Source organism: Allosphingosinicella sp. (assembly GCF_046295735.1).
In the GTDB taxonomy this organism is placed as follows: Bacteria; Pseudomonadota; Alphaproteobacteria; order Sphingomonadales; family Sphingomonadaceae; genus Allosphingosinicella.
The window spans coordinates 20,086-36,556 of the sequence record NZ_JBKBMQ010000018.1 but is presented as its reverse complement, the minus strand read 5'-3'; the positions used below and the strand labels follow the sequence as shown (position 1 = coordinate 36,556).

The 16,471-nt window shown below is 69.5% G+C and carries 22 protein-coding genes; 18 read left to right on the top strand and 4 right to left on the bottom strand.

The window, feature by feature from the left end; all coding sequences use genetic code 11:
• Positions 1 to 124 precede the first annotated feature (124 nt).
• Complete coding sequence (locus tag ACK4K7_RS15050; RefSeq protein WP_431867297.1) at positions 125 to 1,714, bottom strand: lysine--tRNA ligase; 1,590 nt, start codon at positions 1,712 to 1,714, stop codon at positions 125 to 127.
• A gap of 103 nt (positions 1,715 to 1,817) precedes the next feature.
• Here ACK4K7_RS15050 and ACK4K7_RS15045 point away from each other — a divergent pair, with 103 nt between their 5' ends.
• Positions 1,818 to 2,099 carry an ETC complex I subunit gene (locus ACK4K7_RS15045; RefSeq protein WP_431867241.1) on the top strand — a complete coding sequence of 94 codons (282 nt, stop codon included), beginning with the start codon at positions 1,818 to 1,820 and terminating at the stop codon, positions 2,097 to 2,099.
• A 6-nt stretch (positions 2,100 to 2,105) separates the two neighbouring features.
• On the opposite strand, the gene ACK4K7_RS15040 is transcribed toward ACK4K7_RS15045, so the two are convergent.
• Complete coding sequence (locus ACK4K7_RS15040) at positions 2,106 to 2,486, bottom strand: hypothetical protein (RefSeq protein WP_431867239.1); 381 nt, start codon at positions 2,484 to 2,486, stop codon at positions 2,106 to 2,108.
• Positions 2,487 to 2,565: 79 nt separating this feature from the next.
• Here ACK4K7_RS15040 and trmB point away from each other — a divergent pair, with 79 nt between their 5' ends.
• Positions 2,566 to 3,261 (top strand): tRNA (guanine(46)-N(7))-methyltransferase TrmB, encoded by a 696-nt coding sequence (gene trmB, locus ACK4K7_RS15035; RefSeq protein WP_431867237.1) that lies wholly within the window; start codon positions 2,566 to 2,568, stop codon positions 3,259 to 3,261.
• Positions 3,262 to 3,274: 13 nt separating this feature from the next.
• On the opposite strand, the gene ACK4K7_RS15030 is transcribed toward trmB, so the two are convergent.
• Positions 3,275 to 4,474: a PQQ-dependent sugar dehydrogenase gene (locus tag ACK4K7_RS15030; RefSeq protein ID WP_431867235.1), complete on the bottom strand. Its 1,200-nt coding sequence runs from the start codon at positions 4,472 to 4,474 to the stop codon at positions 3,275 to 3,277.
• 114 nt (positions 4,475 to 4,588) lie between these two features.
• Between ACK4K7_RS15030 and ACK4K7_RS15025 the strand changes: the two genes are divergently transcribed.
• From ACK4K7_RS15025 to ACK4K7_RS15000, 6 genes are all read left to right on the top strand, one after another.
• On the top strand, positions 4,589 to 5,620 hold the full coding sequence (locus tag ACK4K7_RS15025) for a type III polyketide synthase (RefSeq protein WP_431867233.1): 1,032 nt from the start codon (positions 4,589 to 4,591) through the stop codon (positions 5,618 to 5,620).
• Entirely contained in the window at positions 5,617 to 6,105 is a 489-nt protein-coding gene (locus tag ACK4K7_RS15020) for an isoprenylcysteine carboxyl methyltransferase family protein (protein ID WP_431867231.1), read from the top strand. Before ACK4K7_RS15025 ends, ACK4K7_RS15020 begins: the two co-directional genes overlap by 4 nt.
• 27 nt (positions 6,106 to 6,132) lie before the next feature.
• Positions 6,133 to 6,717 (top strand): hypothetical protein, encoded by a 585-nt coding sequence (locus ACK4K7_RS15015; RefSeq protein ID WP_431867230.1) that lies wholly within the window; start codon positions 6,133 to 6,135, stop codon positions 6,715 to 6,717.
• 88 nt (positions 6,718 to 6,805) lie between these two features.
• Entirely contained in the window at positions 6,806 to 7,063 is a 258-nt protein-coding gene (locus ACK4K7_RS15010) for a DUF6894 family protein (RefSeq protein ID WP_431867228.1), read from the top strand.
• The gene (locus ACK4K7_RS15005; RefSeq protein WP_431867226.1) at positions 7,060 to 7,785 is read left to right on the top strand and encodes a Crp/Fnr family transcriptional regulator; all 726 of its coding nucleotides are present in this window, start codon (positions 7,060 to 7,062) and stop codon (positions 7,783 to 7,785) included. Before ACK4K7_RS15010 ends, ACK4K7_RS15005 begins: the two co-directional genes overlap by 4 nt.
• A 73-nt stretch (positions 7,786 to 7,858) precedes the next feature.
• On the top strand, positions 7,859 to 8,050 hold the full coding sequence (locus ACK4K7_RS15000) for a hypothetical protein (RefSeq protein WP_431867224.1): 192 nt from the start codon (positions 7,859 to 7,861) through the stop codon (positions 8,048 to 8,050).
• Between the two features lie 7 nt (positions 8,051 to 8,057).
• Here ACK4K7_RS15000 and ACK4K7_RS14995 read toward each other — a convergent pair whose 3' ends face one another.
• Positions 8,058 to 8,489: a rhodanese-like domain-containing protein gene (locus tag ACK4K7_RS14995; protein WP_431867222.1), complete on the bottom strand. Its 432-nt coding sequence runs from the start codon at positions 8,487 to 8,489 to the stop codon at positions 8,058 to 8,060.
• A gap of 93 nt (positions 8,490 to 8,582) precedes the next feature.
• Here ACK4K7_RS14995 and ACK4K7_RS14990 point away from each other — a divergent pair, with 93 nt between their 5' ends.
• The 10 genes from ACK4K7_RS14990 to ACK4K7_RS14945 all read left to right on the top strand — a co-directional run bounded on the left by ACK4K7_RS14990 (position 8,583) and on the right by ACK4K7_RS14945 (position 16,470).
• Entirely contained in the window at positions 8,583 to 8,822 is a 240-nt protein-coding gene (locus ACK4K7_RS14990; RefSeq protein ID WP_431867220.1) for a ribbon-helix-helix domain-containing protein, read from the top strand.
• The gene (locus tag ACK4K7_RS14985; protein ID WP_431867218.1) at positions 8,819 to 9,145 is read left to right on the top strand and encodes a type II toxin-antitoxin system RelE/ParE family toxin; all 327 of its coding nucleotides are present in this window, start codon (positions 8,819 to 8,821) and stop codon (positions 9,143 to 9,145) included. Before ACK4K7_RS14990 ends, ACK4K7_RS14985 begins: the two co-directional genes overlap by 4 nt.
• A 159-nt stretch (positions 9,146 to 9,304) precedes the next feature.
• A complete protein-coding gene (rimP, locus tag ACK4K7_RS14980; protein ID WP_431867296.1) occupies positions 9,305 to 9,814 on the top strand; it encodes a ribosome maturation protein RimP in 510 nt (169 codons plus the stop codon).
• Between the two features lie 5 nt (positions 9,815 to 9,819).
• Complete coding sequence (gene nusA / locus ACK4K7_RS14975) at positions 9,820 to 11,433, top strand: transcription termination factor NusA (RefSeq protein ID WP_431867216.1); 1,614 nt, start codon at positions 9,820 to 9,822, stop codon at positions 11,431 to 11,433.
• A 52-nt stretch (positions 11,434 to 11,485) separates the two neighbouring features.
• Positions 11,486 to 12,217 (top strand): DUF448 domain-containing protein, encoded by a 732-nt coding sequence (locus ACK4K7_RS14970; RefSeq protein WP_431867214.1) that lies wholly within the window; start codon positions 11,486 to 11,488, stop codon positions 12,215 to 12,217.
• A 1-nt stretch (position 12,218) separates the two neighbouring features.
• Positions 12,219 to 14,750 (top strand): translation initiation factor IF-2, encoded by a 2,532-nt coding sequence (gene infB / locus ACK4K7_RS14965; RefSeq protein WP_431867213.1) that lies wholly within the window; start codon positions 12,219 to 12,221, stop codon positions 14,748 to 14,750.
• Entirely contained in the window at positions 14,747 to 14,875 is a 129-nt protein-coding gene (locus tag ACK4K7_RS14960) for a hypothetical protein (RefSeq protein WP_431867211.1), read from the top strand. The genes infB and ACK4K7_RS14960 overlap by 4 nt, the downstream gene beginning before the upstream one ends.
• A 1-nt stretch (position 14,876) precedes the next feature.
• On the top strand, positions 14,877 to 15,272 hold the full coding sequence (gene rbfA, locus ACK4K7_RS14955) for a 30S ribosome-binding factor RbfA (RefSeq protein ID WP_431867209.1): 396 nt from the start codon (positions 14,877 to 14,879) through the stop codon (positions 15,270 to 15,272).
• A complete protein-coding gene (locus ACK4K7_RS14950) occupies positions 15,269 to 15,823 on the top strand; it encodes a GNAT family N-acetyltransferase (RefSeq protein ID WP_431867208.1) in 555 nt (184 codons plus the stop codon). Before rbfA ends, ACK4K7_RS14950 begins: the two co-directional genes overlap by 4 nt.
• 23 nt (positions 15,824 to 15,846) lie before the next feature.
• The gene (locus ACK4K7_RS14945) at positions 15,847 to 16,470 is read left to right on the top strand and encodes a thymidine kinase (RefSeq protein ID WP_431867207.1); all 624 of its coding nucleotides are present in this window, start codon (positions 15,847 to 15,849) and stop codon (positions 16,468 to 16,470) included.
• Position 16,471: the final 1 nt, after the last annotated feature.

Genomic DNA, 16,471 nt, shown 5'->3' with positions numbered 1-16,471 from the left:
CGATGCTCCATGGGGAGGGGGACCGGGCGCAGCCCGGTGGAGGGGCAAGCAGCGCCGGAAAGCCCCTCCACCGCACTTCGTGCGGTCCCCCTCCCCATCGCCTGCGGCGACAGGGAGGACTGAACTATGAATCCAGCGCCTCGGCGATCAGCCGCCGACTGTTGTCGATTCCGTAGAGGGCGATGAAGCTGCCCATGCGCGGGCCCTGGCTGGAGCCGAGCAGGGTTTCGTAGAGCGCCCTGAACCAGTCGCGCAGATTTTCGAAGCCGTGCGCCTTGCCGGTTTCATAGACTTCGAACTGGATCGCCTCAGCATCGGCGCCGGCGGGCAGCGCGGCGAGGCGCGCGTCGAGATCGCGCAGCGCCTCCGTCTCCTTCGCGTCCGGCGCGCGGCGGCGGAGCGAGCCGGCGATGAAGTCGCGGAAGTAGATCAGCGCATGGTCGATCAGCGCGTCGAGCTCCGGATAGGCCGCGCGGGTGACGCCCGGCCGGTAGCGCTCGACGAAACCCCACAAGAGGTCTTTGTCGTCGCTAGAGGCGACGGCGACGAGGTTGAGGAGAAGCGCGAAGCTGATCGGAAGCCGCGCCTCGGGCACGTTGCCGGCGTGAATGTGGTGGACCGGATTGCCGAGCCGCTTGTCCCATTCCTGTGCCGGATAGGCGGCCAGGAACTGGTGATATTCGTCCACCGCCTTGGGAATGATGCCGAAGGACAGCTGCTTCGCCTTCTTCGGCTCGCGGTAGATGTAGAAACTGAGGCTCTCCTGCGGCGCGTAGGTCAGCCATTCGTCGATTGTGACGCCGTTGCCCTTGGTCTTCGAAATCTTCTCGCCATTCTCGTCGAGGAACAGCTCGTAGTTGAAGCCTTCCGGCGGGCGGGCGCCGAGGATGCGGGCGATCTTGGACGATTGGATGACCGAGTCGATGAGGTCCTTGCCCGCCATTTCGTAATCGACGCCGAGCGCGACCCAGCGCATCGCCCAGTCGACCTTCCACTGGAGCTTGGCGCCGCCGGACAGGATCGACTGCTCCACCGTCTCGCCGCTCTCCGGATCGGTGTAGCGCACCGTCCCCGCCTCGGCGTCCACCACCTCGACCGGGACCTGCAGCACCTTGCCGCTGGTCCGGCTGATCGGAAGCACGGGCGAATAGGTCTTGCGCCGCTCCTCCCGCAGCGTCGGGAGCATCACGTCCATGATCTGGTCGTAGCGCCGCAGCACCTGGCGCAGCGTCTCGTCGAACCGTCCCGAACGGTAGCAGTCGGACGCGGCGAGGAATTCATAGTCGAAACCGAAGCGGTCGAGGAATTCCTTCAGCAGATTGTTGTTGTGATCCGCGTAGCTCGCATGGCCGCAGCCGAACGGATCCGGCACGCTCGACAAGGGCTGGTCGAGATGCGCGTGCATCATATCCTGGTGCGGCACGCCCGGCGGCACCTTGCGCATGCCGTCCATGTCGTCGGAAAAGGCGATGAGGCGGCTCGGCCAGTCCGCCATCTCCTTCAGCGCGCGGCGCACCATCAGCGTGCGGGCCACTTCCTGGAAAGTGCCGAGATGCGGCAGGCCCGACGGGCCGTAGCCGGTTTCGAACAGGACGCCCTTGTCGCCCGGACCGTCCGGGTAGCGTTTCAGGAGCTTGCGCGCCTCCTCATAGGGCCAGGCCTTGGAGACGAGCGCGGCTTCGCGCAGGGCGGCGGGGATCTGCGGATCGGGCATGAACGGCCTCTTCGCCGCTTCGGCCGTGTCGCGCAAGACAGCGCGTCCGTGGGACGCTTGATTCCGCACCGGCTTTTGGGCATCGGCGGCGGCGAAGGAGCCAATGATGCCGGCACGTATCTACCAGCGGGCGAAAAATGCCATGCAGTCGGGCCGCGCCCGCGCGGGCACCTGGGTGCTGGAATTCGAATCGACGAGCCCGAAGCGGCCCGATCCGCTGACCGGCTGGTCCGGCGGCGCGGACACGCAGGCGCAGGTGTCGATCGGCTTCGACACGCTGGAAGACGCACAGCGTTACGCCGAACGCGAGGGCATCGACTATCATGTCGTCCCCGCCGCCGAACCCAGGCTGCGGCTGCAGGCCTACGCCGACAAGTTCAAGTAAGCGGCCTCAGCCTTCGGGCACGCAGGCGATCCGGTGGATGCGCCCGCCATATTCCAGCGATCCGGCAGGCGCCCGGCGGCCGAGTTCGCCCCGGACGGTGACGCGCAGCCGCGCCACCCGCTCGCCGCCCGCGCCGTCCAGCAGGTCGAGCAGCAGGCTGTGCTCGTCGATCCAGCTCTGGCCGATCCGCAGCCCGCCGTCGAAGGTGGAGCGGCGGACCGCGCCGTCGCGCAGCGTCGCCCCGACGAGCCCGCCCGGGGAGCCGGTGCCCGCGACGATGTCGAGCGTGACGCCGACCGGCGCGGTCGCGCGGCAGGACCAGCCGGCGGTCGCCGCGGCCGGCGCGGCGGCGAGGAGCAGCGGAAGGGCGAGGAGGTGGCGGATCATCGACCGGTCTCCCTTGGATCGGCGCCGACGAAGCTAGAGGCGCTTGGCTGAACGCGCGATTGCGGCGATAGGGGCCGCCATGTCCGCCCCCGAACGCTCCGACCCGTCCACCATCCGCCGCCTTTACGGCCGCCGCTCCGGCCACAAGCTCCGCCAGGGCCAGGCCGAGTTGGTCGAGCGGCTGCTCCCGGCCTTGAGCGTCCCCGAGGAAGGGCCGATCGATTCGCGCACCCTGTTCGGCGAGGACCGGCCGCTCCATTTCGAGATCGGCTTCGGCTCCGGCGAGCATCTCGCCTACCGCGCCGACCTGCTGCCCGATCACGGCTTCATCGGCGCCGAGCCGTTCCTGAACGGCGTGGTCGGCGCGCTCGCCCACATCCGCGAGCGGCGGCTCGCCAACGTCCGGCTCCACATGGGCGACGCGCTCGACGTGCTGGAGCGGCTGCCCGACGCGAGCCTGCGCTTCGTCTACCTGCTCCACCCCGATCCCTGGCCGAAGGCGCGGCATGCCAAGCGGCGCATGGTCAATCATGGCCCGCTCGACGTCATCGCCGCCAAGCTGCAGCCCGGCGGCGAATTCCGGCTGGGCACCGACGATCCGACCTATTGCCGCTGGTCGATGATGATCATGAACCAGCGCCGCGACTTCGAATGGCTGGCGGAAAGTGCCCGCGACTTCCTGACGCGCCCCGGCGGCTGGCCGGAGACGCGCTACGAAGCCAAGGCCCGCCGCAAGGGCCACGAAGTCTGGTACTTCCGCTACCGCCGCGCCTGATGGGCGCGGCCCGCTAGCCGCGCGGCGTCAGCCTGAGCAGGCGCCCGCCCTGGTTGTTGCGCTCGTCCTCCAGCACGTAGATCGCGCCGTCCGGCCCTTCCTCCACTTCGCGGATGCGCTGGCCCATGTCCCAGGTGTCGGCGACCCGCGCCTCGGTGCCCTGCAGCGCGACCCGGACCAATACCCGGCCGGACAGGCCGCCCAAGAAGGCGCTGTTGCGCCACTGCGGGAACAGGTCGCCGCGATAGACGATCATCCCCGCCGGCGAGATCGCCGGGACCCAGGCGATCTTCGCCTGTTCGAACTCCGGCCGCGTGTCGGGATTGGGGATGCGGGCGCCGTCATAATGATCGCCCCAGGAGACGACCGGATAGCCGTAATTGCGGCCCGGCAGGATGAGGTTGAACTCGTCGCCGTGGCGCGGACCCATTTCGTGGCTCCACAGATTGCCGGCGGTGTCGAAGGCGAGGCCGAGCGGGTTGCGGTGGCCGTAGCTCCAGATCTGCGAGGCGACCTCGCCCTGGCCCGCGAACGGATTGTCGGACGGGGTGCCGCCGTCCGGCGTGATCCGCACGATGGTGCCGAGATGCTGACTGTTGTCCTGCGCCGGGTCGAAGGATTGCCGGTCGCCGTTGGTGATGAACAGATGCTGCCCGTCCGGCGAGAAAGCGAGGCGATGACCGAGATGGCCGAGCCGCGCCTCCATCTTCGGATGCTGGCGCCAGATCACCTGGAACCCGTCCAGCCGCGGCTGATCGCCCTCCAGATTCAGCCGCGCGCGACCGACCGCCGCGCCGCTGGTCCCGTTCGGCCCGGGTTCGGCATAGCTCAGATAGACGATATTGTTGGTCCCGAACTGGGGATGGAGGACGACGTCGCCGAGCCCGCCCTGGCCGCCGACCTGGACGGCCGGCACCCCGGCCACGTCCATCACTTCCCCGTCCGGCTGCCACAGCTTCAGCGCGCCGCCTCTTTCGGTTATCAAGGCGTAGGGGCTGTCCGGGATGAAGGCCATGGCCCAGGGCTGCGAGAAGCGCGCGATCTCCTGCACCTCGAACGGCAGGTTCTGCGTCGGTTCGGGCGCCACCACCTGGGTGCGGGTCGCCTGCCCGCCCTGCGCCGTCGCCGCATTGTTCGCGGCCACGCTTTCTCCGGCGCCGTTGCAGCCGGCAAGAGCGAGGGCGGGCAAGGCGGCGTGGCGTAGGAAGCGCATGGCGGTCTCCGATGCTGTGGATGTCGGAACGACTCTCGGGACCCGGCGTCTGTTCGTCAAGATCGACCATCTGCCGTATCGGAACCCGTCTTGAAACCGACTAGAGCCGCGCCGATGGTGCTTCTCTCCCTCGCGACCGCTTTGCCGCCCCACCGGATCGGACAGGAGGAAGCCAAACAGGTCGCCGCACGCCTGTTCGGCGGACGCACCGCCTTGTTCGACCGCCTGTCCGGCGTGTTCGACAATGCCGGCATCGGCGCGCGCCACCTGATCCGCCCGCCCGAATGGTATGAGACCGAACGTGGCTGGGAGGCGCGCAACGCGGCCTATCTGGACGCCGCCGACACGCTCTATGCCGAAGCGGCGGGGAAGGCGCTCGCCGCGGCGGGCGTGGCGGCGGACGCGGTCGATTGCCTCGTCACCGTCTCCACCACCGGCATCGCGACGCCCAGCCTCGAGGCGCGGGCGGCGGCGCGGATGGGCTTTCGCGCCGATGCCGAGCGGGTGCCGGTCTTCGGCCTCGGCTGCGCGGGCGGCGTGACCGGCCTCGCTCTCGCCGCCCGGCTGGCGGCGGAGCGGCCGGGCAAGACGGTGCTCTTCGTCACCGTCGAGCTCTGCTCGGTCGCGATGCGGCTCGACAAGCTCAGCAAGGCCAACATCGTCGCCACCGCTCTGTTCGGCGACGGCGCGGCAGCGGCGCTGGTGCGGAGCGGCGAGGGCGGCGGACTGGCGCGGATCGGCGCCGGCGCGGAACGGCTGTGGCCGGGGACGCTCGGCATCATGGGCTGGGACGTCGAGGATCCGGGCCTGGGCGTCGTCTTCGACCGGGCCATCCCGCCGTTCATCGAAGCCCATCTGGCCGAAGGCGTTCGCGCCATCGAGGACAAGGTCGGCGAGGCGCGGGCGTGGTGCTGCCACCCGGGCGGCGCCAAGGTGATCGAGGCGCTGGAGGCGAGCCTCGGCCTCGCGGCCTGCACGCTGGCCGACGAGCGGGCGGTGCTGCGCGACCATGGCAACATGTCGGCGCCGACCGTGCTCTTCGTCCTCGAACGCCTGCTCGCGCGCGGCCTTTCGGCGCCGACGCTGATGCTCGCGCTCGGCCCCGGCTTCACCCTGAGCGGTCTGATGCTGGAGCCGGTGCGGTGACCGCCGTCCTCATCCTCGCTTTCGTGACGCTGCAGCGGCTCGGCGAGCTCGTCCTGTCGCGGCGCAACACCAGGCGGCTGCTGGCGAAAGGGGCACAGGAGCATGCGCCGGGCCACTACCCGCTGATCGTGCTCGTCCATGCCGGCTGGCTGGCGGCGCTGTGGCTGCTGGCGCCGGGGCGGGACGTCGCCTGGCTCCCGGTGGCCCTGTTCGTCCTCCTTCAGCTCGCGCGCCTGTGGGTGCTCGCGACGCTCGGCGATCGCTGGACGACGCGGATCATCGTGCTCCCGGGCGCGCCGCTGGTCGCGCGCGGCCCGTACCGGCTGGTGCGCCATCCGAACTACTGGATCGTCGCGGGCGAAATCGCGCTGCTGCCGCTCGCCTTCGGGCTGGTCGACATCGCCATCCTCTTCTCGGTCCTCAACGCGGCGGTGCTGTTCGTCCGCATCCGCGCCGAGGAAAGGGCGCTGCGGGGCTGGAACTGATCGCGGCTTTGCGCCTAAGCTGACGTCATGACCAGGATCGCCGCCCCCATAGCCGCCGCGCTGGCGCTCGCCAGTTGCGCCACCGTCCCGCCGCCCGACCCGCAGGCTCAGTTCATGGCGCGGCTCAACGCCTTGTGCGGACAGGCCTTCGAAGGGCGCATCGCCAGCCCGCCGGTGGAAGCGGACGCCGCCTTCGCCGGTCGGCGGCTCGTGATGCATGTCCGCGAATGCAGCCGCGACGAGGTGAAGATCCCCTTTCATGTCGGCGAGGACCGGTCGCGCACCTGGGTGATCACCCGCACCCGCGAGGGGCTGCGGCTGAAGCACGATCATCGCCACGAGGACGGCAGCGAGGACGCGCTCACCCAATATGGCGGCGACACCGCCGATCACGGCACCGCCCGGCGCCAGGAATTCCCCGCCGACGCTTTCTCCCGGGAAATGTTCATCCGGCAGAACATCCCGCAGTCAGTCCCCAACGTCTGGGCGATGGAGGTCGAGCCGGGCCGGCTGTTCGCCTATGAGCTGCGCCGCCCGGGCCGCTTCTTCCGGGTCGACTTCGATCTCACCCGCCCGATCGCGCCGCCGCCTGCCCCCTGGGGCCACCGCTGAGCCCGCGGCGGGCGCGGGTTTCGGTGAACAGGCGCGGAAGATCGGCCAAGCAGCGGAGCCGAGGCGGCTGAGCGGCGTTGAGCCCGCCATGCCCCGCTATTACTTCCATACCCATAACGGCTCCGGGTCCAGCTTCGACGAAGAAGGACAGGAGCTCCCCGACATCCACGCCGCGCGCAGGGAAGCCTTGCGCGGCATCCGCTCCATCGTCAGCGAGGAGGCGCAGAGCGGCGAGGTCGACCTGCGCGGCCGGCTGGACGTGGCCGGCGGCGACGGGGGCGTCCTCTTCACCGTCCAGTATGACGAGGCGATCCAGGTCCGCCGGCGCGAAGAGGCGCGGCCATGATCGAGCGGCATCTGATGAAGCTGCGCGCCCGGGACGATCTGACCGACGAGGAGGAGCAGGCGATCCGGTCCGCCGTCGCCGACGTGAAGGAGGTGAGCGCGGACCAGGTCTACGTCCGGGCCGGAGACCCGCTCACCGCCGCGACCCTGCTGCTCGACGGGATCATGTGCCGCGCCAAGGATCTGCGCAACGGCGAGCGCCAGATCAGCGAACTCAATGTCGCCGGCGACTTCGTGGACGTCCACGGCTTCACGTTGAAGCAGCTCGACCACAATCTGATCACGCTCACCGACTGCCGGGTCGCGAGCGTGCCGCACGCGCGGCTGCGGGAGATCACCGAGGCGTTTCCGCACCTCGCCCGGCTCTACTGGTTCGGCACCAATCTCGACGCCGCCATCCACCGCGAATGGGAGCTGTCGCTCGGCCGCCGCACCGCTTATGCGCGCATCGCCCACTTGTTCTGCGAGCTTCGGGCGCGATTGGAGCTGGTCGGCCTCGCGGACGGGGACGGCTACGACCTCGCGGTGACGCAGGGCGACATCGCCGAATGCATGGGCCTCACCCCGGTCCATGTGAACCGCATGCTGAAGCAGCTGCGCGAGGAGGGGCTGGTCGAATTCCGGGACCGTCGGGTCGCGATCCTCGATTGGGAGGGCCTCGCCCGGGCCGGCGAGTTCGACCCCTCCTATCTCTATCTCGGCCGCCGGCCGCGCGAGGACTGAGGCGGCGGACCCTCGCGGGCACCCGCGGCCGCCCCGATTGGCGCCATCGGCCGAAACCTGTTAGACGGGCGGCATGAACGAAAAGAACATCATGGAGCGCGCCTTCGAACTGGCGGGCTCGGGCGATTGCCGGGACATGCGCGATCTGCAGGTGCGGCTGAAGCAGGAAGGCTATACCCGCATCCCCGAACATCTCGGCGGCAGCTTCACCAGCCGCCAGATCAACACCTTGATCAAGAGCGCGGCCGAACAAGCCGCCGAATAGGCGCCGCTCAGTTCGCCTCCGTCTCGAATCCCGCCGCCGCGGCCTCGCGGAACCCGCCGAGATTGTAGAGGCGCTGATAGCCGAGGCCGAGCAGCACCGCTCCCGCCATCGCCGCCCTGCGCCCGGTGCCGCAATAGACGACGATCGGCCGGTCGGTCCGGAATTCCGGAAGGAAGTCCGGATGCGCGGGATCCGCCCGCTCGGCCACGCGGGCGCGCGGCACGTGGACGGCGCCTCTCAGCTTGCCCTGCTCGGCCAGTTCCTGCGCCTCGCGCACGTCGAGCAGCAGCGCCCCCTCTTCGGCGATCAGCCGCCGCGCCTCCTCCACTCCGATCCGCGGCATTTCCGCCTCGCTCGCCGCGGCGGGCGGCGGCGGCGCGGGGAGCACGGAAGCGGCCGGATCGAGCGCGGCCAGGGCGAGGATCAGGGAAAGCTGCATCGTCGGTTCTCCTTCCCCCGACCCCACCTTCCTCGCCCGCCGAAGTCAAGCACCCGGCTTGCGAAGCGCTCCGGAAAGGCCCATTCTCCGGCCATGGCCACGGTCAGCGTCACCTTGCCCGACTCGCTCGCCGCCTTCCTCGAAGCGGAGGCCGCCGACCGCGGTTTCGGCTCCAGCGACGAATTTCTGCGCGACCTGGTGCGGCGCGAGCATGACCGGGCACGCGTGCGCAACCTGCTGCTCGAAGGCCTCGCCTCGCCGCTGGAGGGGCCGGCCGACAAGGAGTTCTTCGACGGATTGCGCGACCGGATCGGGCGTCGGGGAGCGAATTGACCGCAAAGCCGGTCCTGCGCCGTCGTGCCGCCCGAAACGACATCATCGCAGCATCCGATCATTACGAAGACGAGGCTGGAGCCGACATCGCTCGCCGCTTCTTGGGCGCGGTGGAAGAGGCGATCGGAAAATTAGGCGAACGGCCTGGCGCCGGCTCTCCGCGGCTGGGAGAGGCGCTCGGAATGCCGCGACTGCGCAGCCGTCCCGTCGACCGTTTTCCGTACCTGATCTTCTATGAGGAAAGTGGCGATCGGGTAGAAATCGTACGCGTCCTGCACACCAAGCGCGACCTTGCGGGAATTCTCGGCACCGGTGAGGACTGAGCCTTTCGGACTTGCTCCCATGCGCCGGCCAGCCTATATGCGCGGTGCCTTTCTCGACATCGTCAGATCGTTGAGGCTGGTCCCGGGGGTCGGGGCCGGCGGCGGGAAGCTTTTGCTGTTGGAGCGCGCGTGGCGGACATCGCCCAGATTCACGAACTGATGGAGCCGGAGGCCAAGGCGCTCGGCTTCGACCTGGTGCGCGTCAAGATGATGGGCGGCACGTCCGACCCGACGCTGCAGGTGATGGCGGAGCGGCCTGACACCCGCCAGCTCAGCCTAGAGGATTGCGCGGAGCTGTCGCGGCGCCTGTCCGACCTGCTCGACCGGCTGGAAGAGGAAGGCCGGGATCCGATTCCGGGCTCCTACCGGCTGGAAGTCTCCTCCCCCGGCATCGACCGGCCACTGACCCGCCTCAAGGATTTCGACGACTGGACGGGCCACGAGGCCCGCATCACGCTCGCCGAGAAGCTCGAGGGGCGCAAGCAGTTCAACGGCGAGCTGCGCGGAACGGAAGGCGCGGACGTCCTTATCGACGTGCCGGGCCTGGGCGCGGCCGCCCTCCCCTTCGCCGCGATCCATTCCGCCAAGCTCGTCATGACCGACAAACTCATCGCGGCGACCGCCCCGCTCAGCGCGGATGGCGCCGATTCCATCAAGGTAGAGGACTAACCACCATGGCCACCACCGCAGCTCCCGGCGCCGTGTCCGCCAACAAGGCGGAGCTGATCGCCATCGCCGATTCGGTCGCGCGCGAGAAGCTGATCGACCGCACCATCGTCATCGAGGCGATGGAGGACGCGATCCAGCGCGCCGCCCGTGCCCGCTACGGCGCCGAGAACGACATCCGCGCCAAGCTCGACCCCACGAGCGGCGACCTCCGCCTGTGGCGCGTCGTCGAGGTGGTCGAGGACGTCGAAGATTATTTCAAGCAGGTCAGCCTCAAGGACGCGCAGAAGCTGCAGCCGGGCGCCAATGTCGGCGACTTCATCGTCGATCCGCTGCCGCCGATCGAGTTCGGCCGGATCGCGGCCCAGGCCGCCAAGCAGGTCATCTTCCAGAAGGTCCGCGACGCCGAGCGCGAGCGCCAGTTCGAGGAGTTCAAGGACCGGGTCGGCGAGATCATCACCGGCGTCGTGAAGCGGGTGGAGTTCGGCCACGTGGTGGTCGATCTCGGCCGCGCCGAAGGCGTCATCCGCCGGGACCAGCAGATCCCGCGCGAAGTGGTGCGCGTCGGCGACCGGGTCCGCTCGCTGATCCTCAACGTCCGCCGCGAAAACCGCGGCCCGCAGATCTTCCTTTCCCGCGCGCATCCCGATTTCATGAAGAAGCTGTTCGCGCAGGAAGTGCCGGAAATCTACGACGGCATCATCGAGATCAAGGCCGCCGCGCGCGATCCGGGCAGCCGCGCCAAGATCGGCGTCCTGTCCCACGACAGCTCGATCGATCCGGTCGGCGCCTGCGTCGGCATGAAGGGCAGCCGCGTCCAGGCGGTGGTTCAGGAGATGCAGGGCGAGAAGATCGACATCATCCCCTGGTCGCCCGACCTTGCGACCTTCGTCGTCAACGCGCTGCAGCCGGCGACCGTCGCCCGCGTCGTGATCGACGAGGAAGAGGACCGGATCGAGGTGGTGGTCCCCGACGATCAGCTCAGCCTCGCCATCGGCCGCCGCGGCCAGAATGTCCGCCTCGCCAGCCAGCTCACCGCCAAGGCGATCGACATCATGACCGAGGCCGACGCCTCCGAGAAGCGCCAGCGCGAATTCATCGAGCGTTCGACCATGTTCCAGGAGGAGCTGGACGTCGACGAGACGCTGGCGCAGCTGCTGGTTGCCGAAGGCTTCGGCGCGCTCGAGGAAGTGGCCTATGTCGAGGCGGACGAGATCGCCTCGATCGAGGGCTTCGACGACGAGCTGGCGGCCGAGCTGCAGAGCCGCGCCGCCGAGGCGCTGGAGCGGCGCGAGGAAGCGGCCCGCGAAGAGCGTCGCGCGCTGGGGGTCGAGGATGCGCTGGCCGAGATGCCCTATCTCACCGAGCAGATGCTGGTGACGCTGGGCAAGGCGGGCATCAAGACGCTGGACGATCTCGCCGATCTCGCCACCGACGAGCTGGTCGCCAAGAAGCGGCCCGAGCAGCGCCGCCAGCGCGAATCGAACCGGCCGGAGGACAAAGGCGGCGTGCTCGCCGAATATGGCCTCAGCGACGAGCAGGGCAACGAGATCATCATGGCCGCCCGCGCGCACTGGTTCGAGGATGAGGGGGAGGACGCGGTTGCGGAAACCCCACAATGATCGGCCGGGACGACTGAAGCGAAGCCCCTCTCCTTCGGGGGAGGGGCTGGGTGTGGAGCCGGTAGAAGGGCACTCTCCCGCCGATGCCGGCACCGAACCCGCCTCGCCCAAAAGGAGGGGCTCCCACGCCCCCGAACGCACCTGCATCCTGACGCGGACGCACGGCACGCCGGAGACGCTGGTGCGGCTCGCTTTGTCGCCGGACGGCGAAGTGCTGCCCGACGTCCGCGGCAAGGCGCCGGGCCGTGGCGCCTGGATCGGCGTCGGCCGCGGCGAACTCGAAGCGGCGCTGGCGAAGGGGCGGCTGAAGGCCGCGCTCGCCCGCGCCTTCAAGTCCGGCGCCGTCCGCGCGCCCGACGATCTTTCCGACCGGATCGAGGCCGCGCTGCGCCAGGCGGCACTCGACCGGCTCGGCCTCGAGGCCAAGGCCGGGACGCTGATCAGCGGCTCGGAAAAGGTCGAGACCGCCGCCCGGCGGGGCGAGGTCCACCTCCTGATCCACGCCGCCGACGCCGCCGAGGACGGCCGTCGCAAGCTCGACCAGGCCTTGCGCGCCGGGGACGGCGACCGGCGAGGGGTGGTTTTTCCGGAGGATAGAACCATATTGTCATTGGCGCTGGGGCGCCAGAATGTGGTACATGCCGCAATCATAGACCGGGCCGCCGCCCAGAGGGTGCGCCTCGCGCTCGGTCGGTGGGCCGCTTTTATCGGACGTGATGCTGGGCTAAGCGCCGCGACTGCGGATGCGGCGGCTGTATCGGCTGTGGATGTGAATGAAGGATAGTATGAGCGAGACGACTGACAAGCCGAAACTCGGAGCGCGCGCGCCGCTGGGCCTCAAGCGCACGGTGGAAACCGGCAAGGTGAAGCAGAGCTTCAGCCACGGCCGGTCCAACACCGTCGTCGTGGAGGTGAAGAAGCGCCGCATCCTCGGCCGGCCCGGCGAAGCCGAGGCGCCGAAGCCCGAGCAGGCCGCGCCCGCTCCCGCCCCCGCGCCCGCAGCGAAGGCTCCGCCGCCGGCCGCGCCCAAGCCGGTCGTCCGGCCGCCGCTGAACGACGCCCAGGCCCGGCGCGAGCTGCAGGAGCGGCTGCTGCGTGAGGCCGAGGAGGCCCGGCTGAACGCGCTGGAGGAAGCGCGCCGCCGCGAGGATCGCGAAGCCCAGGCCGCGACCGAGGACGAGAAGCGCCGCGCCGAAGAGAATCGCCGCGCCGAGGAAGAGGCCCGCCAGCAGGCCGAGGAGGCCGAGCGCCGCGCCCGCGAGGAGGCCGAACGCGCCGCCGCGGCTCCGGAGCCCGAAGCGGCGCCGGCCGCGACCGCCGGGCCGACGGCCGACGCCGCCGAGCGCCGCGCGCCCGCGCGCCCGAAGCATCACGCCCCCGCTCCGAAGCGTCCCGAACCCGCTCGTCCGGCGCGCGGCCGCGACGACCGTCGCCAGTCGGGCAAGCTCACCGTCACCCGCGCGCTGGGCGACGAGGGCGACGCCCGCGCCCGTAGCCTCGCGGCGCTGCGCCGCGCGCGCGAGAAGGAAAAGCGTTCGCACATGCAATCCGGCCCGTCCGCCAAGCAGGTGCGCGACGTGGTGGTGCCGGAAGCGATCACCGTCGGCGAGCTCGCCAACCGCATGGCCGAGCGCGGCGCCGACCTGGTGAAGGCGCTGTTCAAGATGGGCATGGTCGTCACCGTCAACCAGACGATCGACCAGGACACGGCCGAGTTGCTGGTCACCGAGTTCGGCCACAACATCAAGCGCGTGAGCGAGGCCGACGTCGAAATCGGCATCGGCGGCGAGGAAGATGCGCCGGAAACGCTGGTCACGCGTCCGCCGGTGGTCACCATCATGGGCCATGTCGATCACGGCAAGACCAGCCTGCTGGACGCGATCCGCGGCGCCGACGTCGTGTCGGGCGAGGCGGGCGGCATCACCCAGCATATCGGCGCCTATCAGGTGACGCTGAAGGACAAGTCCCGGGTCGCCTTCCTCGACACGCCGGGCCACGAGGCGTTCACGGAGATGCGGCAGCGCGGCGCCAACGTGACCGACATCGTGGTGCTGGTGGTCGCGGCCGACGACGGGCTGCGGCCGCAGACGGTGGAGGCGATCAACCACACCAAGGCGGCCGGCGTCCCGATGATCGTGGCGATCAACAAGATCGACAAGCCCGGCGCCAATCCGCAGAAGGTCCGCGAGGAGCTGCTGCAGCACGAGATCGTGGTCGAACAGATGGGCGGCGACGTCCAGGACGTCGAAGTGTCGGCGCTCAAGAAGACCAATCTCGACGGCCTGCTCGACGCGATCAATCTCCAGGCCGAGATCCTGGAGCTGAAGGCGAACCCGGACCGCGCCGCCGAAGGCGCCGTCGTCGAGGCCAAGCTCGACAAGGGCCGCGGCCCGGTCGCGACCGTCCTCGTCCAGCGCGGCACGCTGAAGGTCGGCGACGTGTTCGTCGCCGGGCCGATCGCCGGCAAGGTCCGCGCGATGATCGACGACAAGGGCCGCCAGGTGAAGGAAGCCGGTCCGTCCGTTCCGGTCGAGGTGCTCGGCCTGTCCGGCGTGCCGTCGGCGGGCGACGTCCTGACCGTGGTCGAGAACGAGGCCCGCGCCCGCGAGGTCGCCGCCTATCGCCAGGGCCTGCTGGACCGCAAGCGGACCACCGCCGCGCCGGTCAGCCTCGAGAACATGTTCGCTTCGAAGGCGAGCATGACCAAGGAATTCCCGATGGTCGTCAAGGGCGACGTGCAGGGATCGGTCGAGGCGATCGTCAACGCGCTCAATCGCATCTCGACCGACGAGATCCGGGTGCGCGTGCTGCATTCGGCGGTCGGCGCGATCACCGAGAGCGACGTGACGCTGGCGAGCGCGTCCAGCGCGCCGATCATCGGCTTCAACGTCCGGCCCAACGCGAAGGCGCGCGAGATCGCCGAGCGCACCGGCGTCGAGTTCCGCTATTACGACGTCATCTACCACCTCACCGACTGGGTGAAGCAGGCGATGGCGGGCGAACTCGGTCCGGAGATCGTCGAGACCGTGCTCGGCCGCGCCGAGGTCAAGGAGGTCTTCCCGGCCGGCAAGAGGGACAAGGCCGCGGGCCTCCTCGTGCTGGAAGGCGTCATCCGCAAGGGCCTCCACGCCCGCCTCACCCGCGAGGACGTCATCGTCTCCAAGACGACCATCTCCTCGCTCCGGCGCTTCAAGGACGACGTGGCGGAAGTCCGCGCCGGCCTGGAATGCGGCGTGCTGCTGGCGGACACGAACGACATCAAGGCGGGCGACCATCTCGAAGTCTTCGAAGTCGAGGAGCGCGCGCGCACGCTGTGACACGCGAGGAGGAGGAACGCGAGCAGGCGGAGTTCGACCGCAAGGCCGACAAGGCTTCCGGCTGGCTGGTCGGCTGCATCCCGGTGTTTGCCGTCCTGCTCCTGCCCTTGGCGCTGGTGATCTGAGATGGCACGCCACAACGAAACGCCCGAAGGCCGCTCGGTCCGCCTGCTTCGCGTCGGCGAGCAGGTGCGCCATGCGCTGTCCGACATCCTGACGCGCGGCGACGTTCACGACGACGTGCTCGCCAGCCACAGCGTATCGGTGACCGAAGTCCGGATGTCGCCGGACCTGCGACACGCGACCGTGTTCGTGAAGCCTTTGCTCGGCGCCGACGAGGCCGAGGTGATCGGCGCGCTGAAGCGCAACGTGCGCTATCTGCGCGGCGAGGTCGCGAGGCGCGTCAACACCAAATATGCCGCCATGCTGAAGTTCGTGGCGGACGAAAGCTTCGACGAGGGCAGCCACATCGACCGCCTGCTCCGCGCGCCCCACGTCGCGCAGGATCTCGGCGAGGAATGATCGAGGCGCTGGCGCGGCCGATGACCGGCGAGGGCTGCCGGGCCGAGCCCTATTCCGAAGCGCATCGCGAAGCCCTGCGCGCCGCCTGCGCGGAGGACCTCGACATCTGGCCGATCTATGCCTGGAGCTTCGATCCCGCGCGGTTCGACGACACGCTCGACCGGCTGCTCTCCCGGCCGGACCGGTTGCTGTTCGTGCTGTTCGACGGCGATGCCTTCGCCGGCATGAGCGCCTTCCTCGGCATCGATCCGGAGCGACAGGTGCTGGAGATCGGCAACACCTATTATCGGCCGCATCTGCGCGGCACCGGCTTCAACCGACGCGCCAAGGACATGATGCTGGCGCGCGCCTTCGACTGCGGCGTACGCAGGGTCGAGTTCCGGGTCGACGCCCGCAACGCCCGCAGCCAGGCGGCGATGGCGAAGATCGGCGGGGTGCGCGAGGGCGTGATCCGGCAGGACCGGATCACATGGACCGGCCATGTCCGCGACACCGTGCTCTTCTCGATCCTTCGCGACGAATGGCTTGAGGGGCGCGCGGCCGGGCGGTAGCACCGGAAGACGGGGGTGCGACGGTGGCCAAGCTCTATTTCTACTACGCCTCGATGAATGCGGGGAAATCGACCACGCTTCTGCAGGCGGACTTCAACTATCGCGAGCGCGGCATGGCGACCATGTTGTGGACGGCGGCGCTCGATCATCGCGCCGGCGTCGGCACCATCGCCTCCCGCATCGGCCTCACCGCCGAGGCGCACGCCTTCGAACCGGAGACCGACCTGCGCCGCGCGATCGAGGAGGAGCTGAAGAAGCGCCGGGTGGACTGCGTGCTGGTCGACGAAGCGCAGTTCCTCTCGCGGGCGCAGGTGATGCAGCTCGCCTCCGTCTGCGACGATCTCGACATACCGGTGCTCGCCTACGGGCTGCGCACCGACTTCCAGGCGAATCTCTTTCCCGGCAGCGCCAACCTGCTCGCGCTCGCCGACGCGCTGGTGGAGCTGAAGGCGATCTGCGAATGCGGCCGCAAGGCGACCATGAACCTGCGCGTCGACGAGGACGGCCACGCGCTGGCGGCCGGCGAGCAGACCGAGATCGGCGGCAACGACCGCTACGTCGCCTTGTGCCGCCGCCACTTCGTCGAACGTCTGCGCGAAGCCGAGCAACGCCAACTCCGCCTCTCGTTGCCCCGGCGGGCGGGTTAAA

Coding starts and splice junctions, on each gene's coding strand:
- ACK4K7_RS15000 (WP_431867224.1), top strand. CDS start 7,859: ATGAACGAAAAGAACATCATGGAGCGCGCCTTCGAACTGGCGGGCTCG.
- nusA (WP_431867216.1), top strand. CDS start 9,820: ATGGCCACCACCGCAGCTCCCGGCGCCGTGTCCGCCAACAAGGCGGAG.
- ACK4K7_RS15025 (WP_431867233.1), top strand. CDS start 4,589: ATGGTGCTTCTCTCCCTCGCGACCGCTTTGCCGCCCCACCGGATCGGA.
- ACK4K7_RS14995 (WP_431867222.1), bottom strand. CDS start 8,489: ATGCAGCTTTCCCTGATCCTCGCCCTGGCCGCGCTCGATCCGGCCGCT.
- rimP (WP_431867296.1), top strand. CDS start 9,305: ATGGAGCCGGAGGCCAAGGCGCTCGGCTTCGACCTGGTGCGCGTCAAG.
- ACK4K7_RS14950 (WP_431867208.1), top strand. CDS start 15,269: ATGATCGAGGCGCTGGCGCGGCCGATGACCGGCGAGGGCTGCCGGGCC.
- ACK4K7_RS15015 (WP_431867230.1), top strand. CDS start 6,133: ATGACCAGGATCGCCGCCCCCATAGCCGCCGCGCTGGCGCTCGCCAGT.
- ACK4K7_RS15040 (WP_431867239.1), bottom strand. CDS start 2,486: ATGATCCGCCACCTCCTCGCCCTTCCGCTGCTCCTCGCCGCCGCGCCG.
- rbfA (WP_431867209.1), top strand. CDS start 14,877: ATGGCACGCCACAACGAAACGCCCGAAGGCCGCTCGGTCCGCCTGCTT.
- ACK4K7_RS15030 (WP_431867235.1), bottom strand. CDS start 4,474: ATGCGCTTCCTACGCCACGCCGCCTTGCCCGCCCTCGCTCTTGCCGGC.
- ACK4K7_RS15045 (WP_431867241.1), top strand. CDS start 1,818: ATGATGCCGGCACGTATCTACCAGCGGGCGAAAAATGCCATGCAGTCG.
- ACK4K7_RS15010 (WP_431867228.1), top strand. CDS start 6,806: ATGCCCCGCTATTACTTCCATACCCATAACGGCTCCGGGTCCAGCTTC.
- ACK4K7_RS14990 (WP_431867220.1), top strand. CDS start 8,583: ATGGCCACGGTCAGCGTCACCTTGCCCGACTCGCTCGCCGCCTTCCTC.
- trmB (WP_431867237.1), top strand. CDS start 2,566: ATGTCCGCCCCCGAACGCTCCGACCCGTCCACCATCCGCCGCCTTTAC.
- ACK4K7_RS15050 (WP_431867297.1), bottom strand. CDS start 1,714: ATGCCCGATCCGCAGATCCCCGCCGCCCTGCGCGAAGCCGCGCTCGTC.
- infB (WP_431867213.1), top strand. CDS start 12,219: ATGAGCGAGACGACTGACAAGCCGAAACTCGGAGCGCGCGCGCCGCTG.
- ACK4K7_RS15005 (WP_431867226.1), top strand. CDS start 7,060: ATGATCGAGCGGCATCTGATGAAGCTGCGCGCCCGGGACGATCTGACC.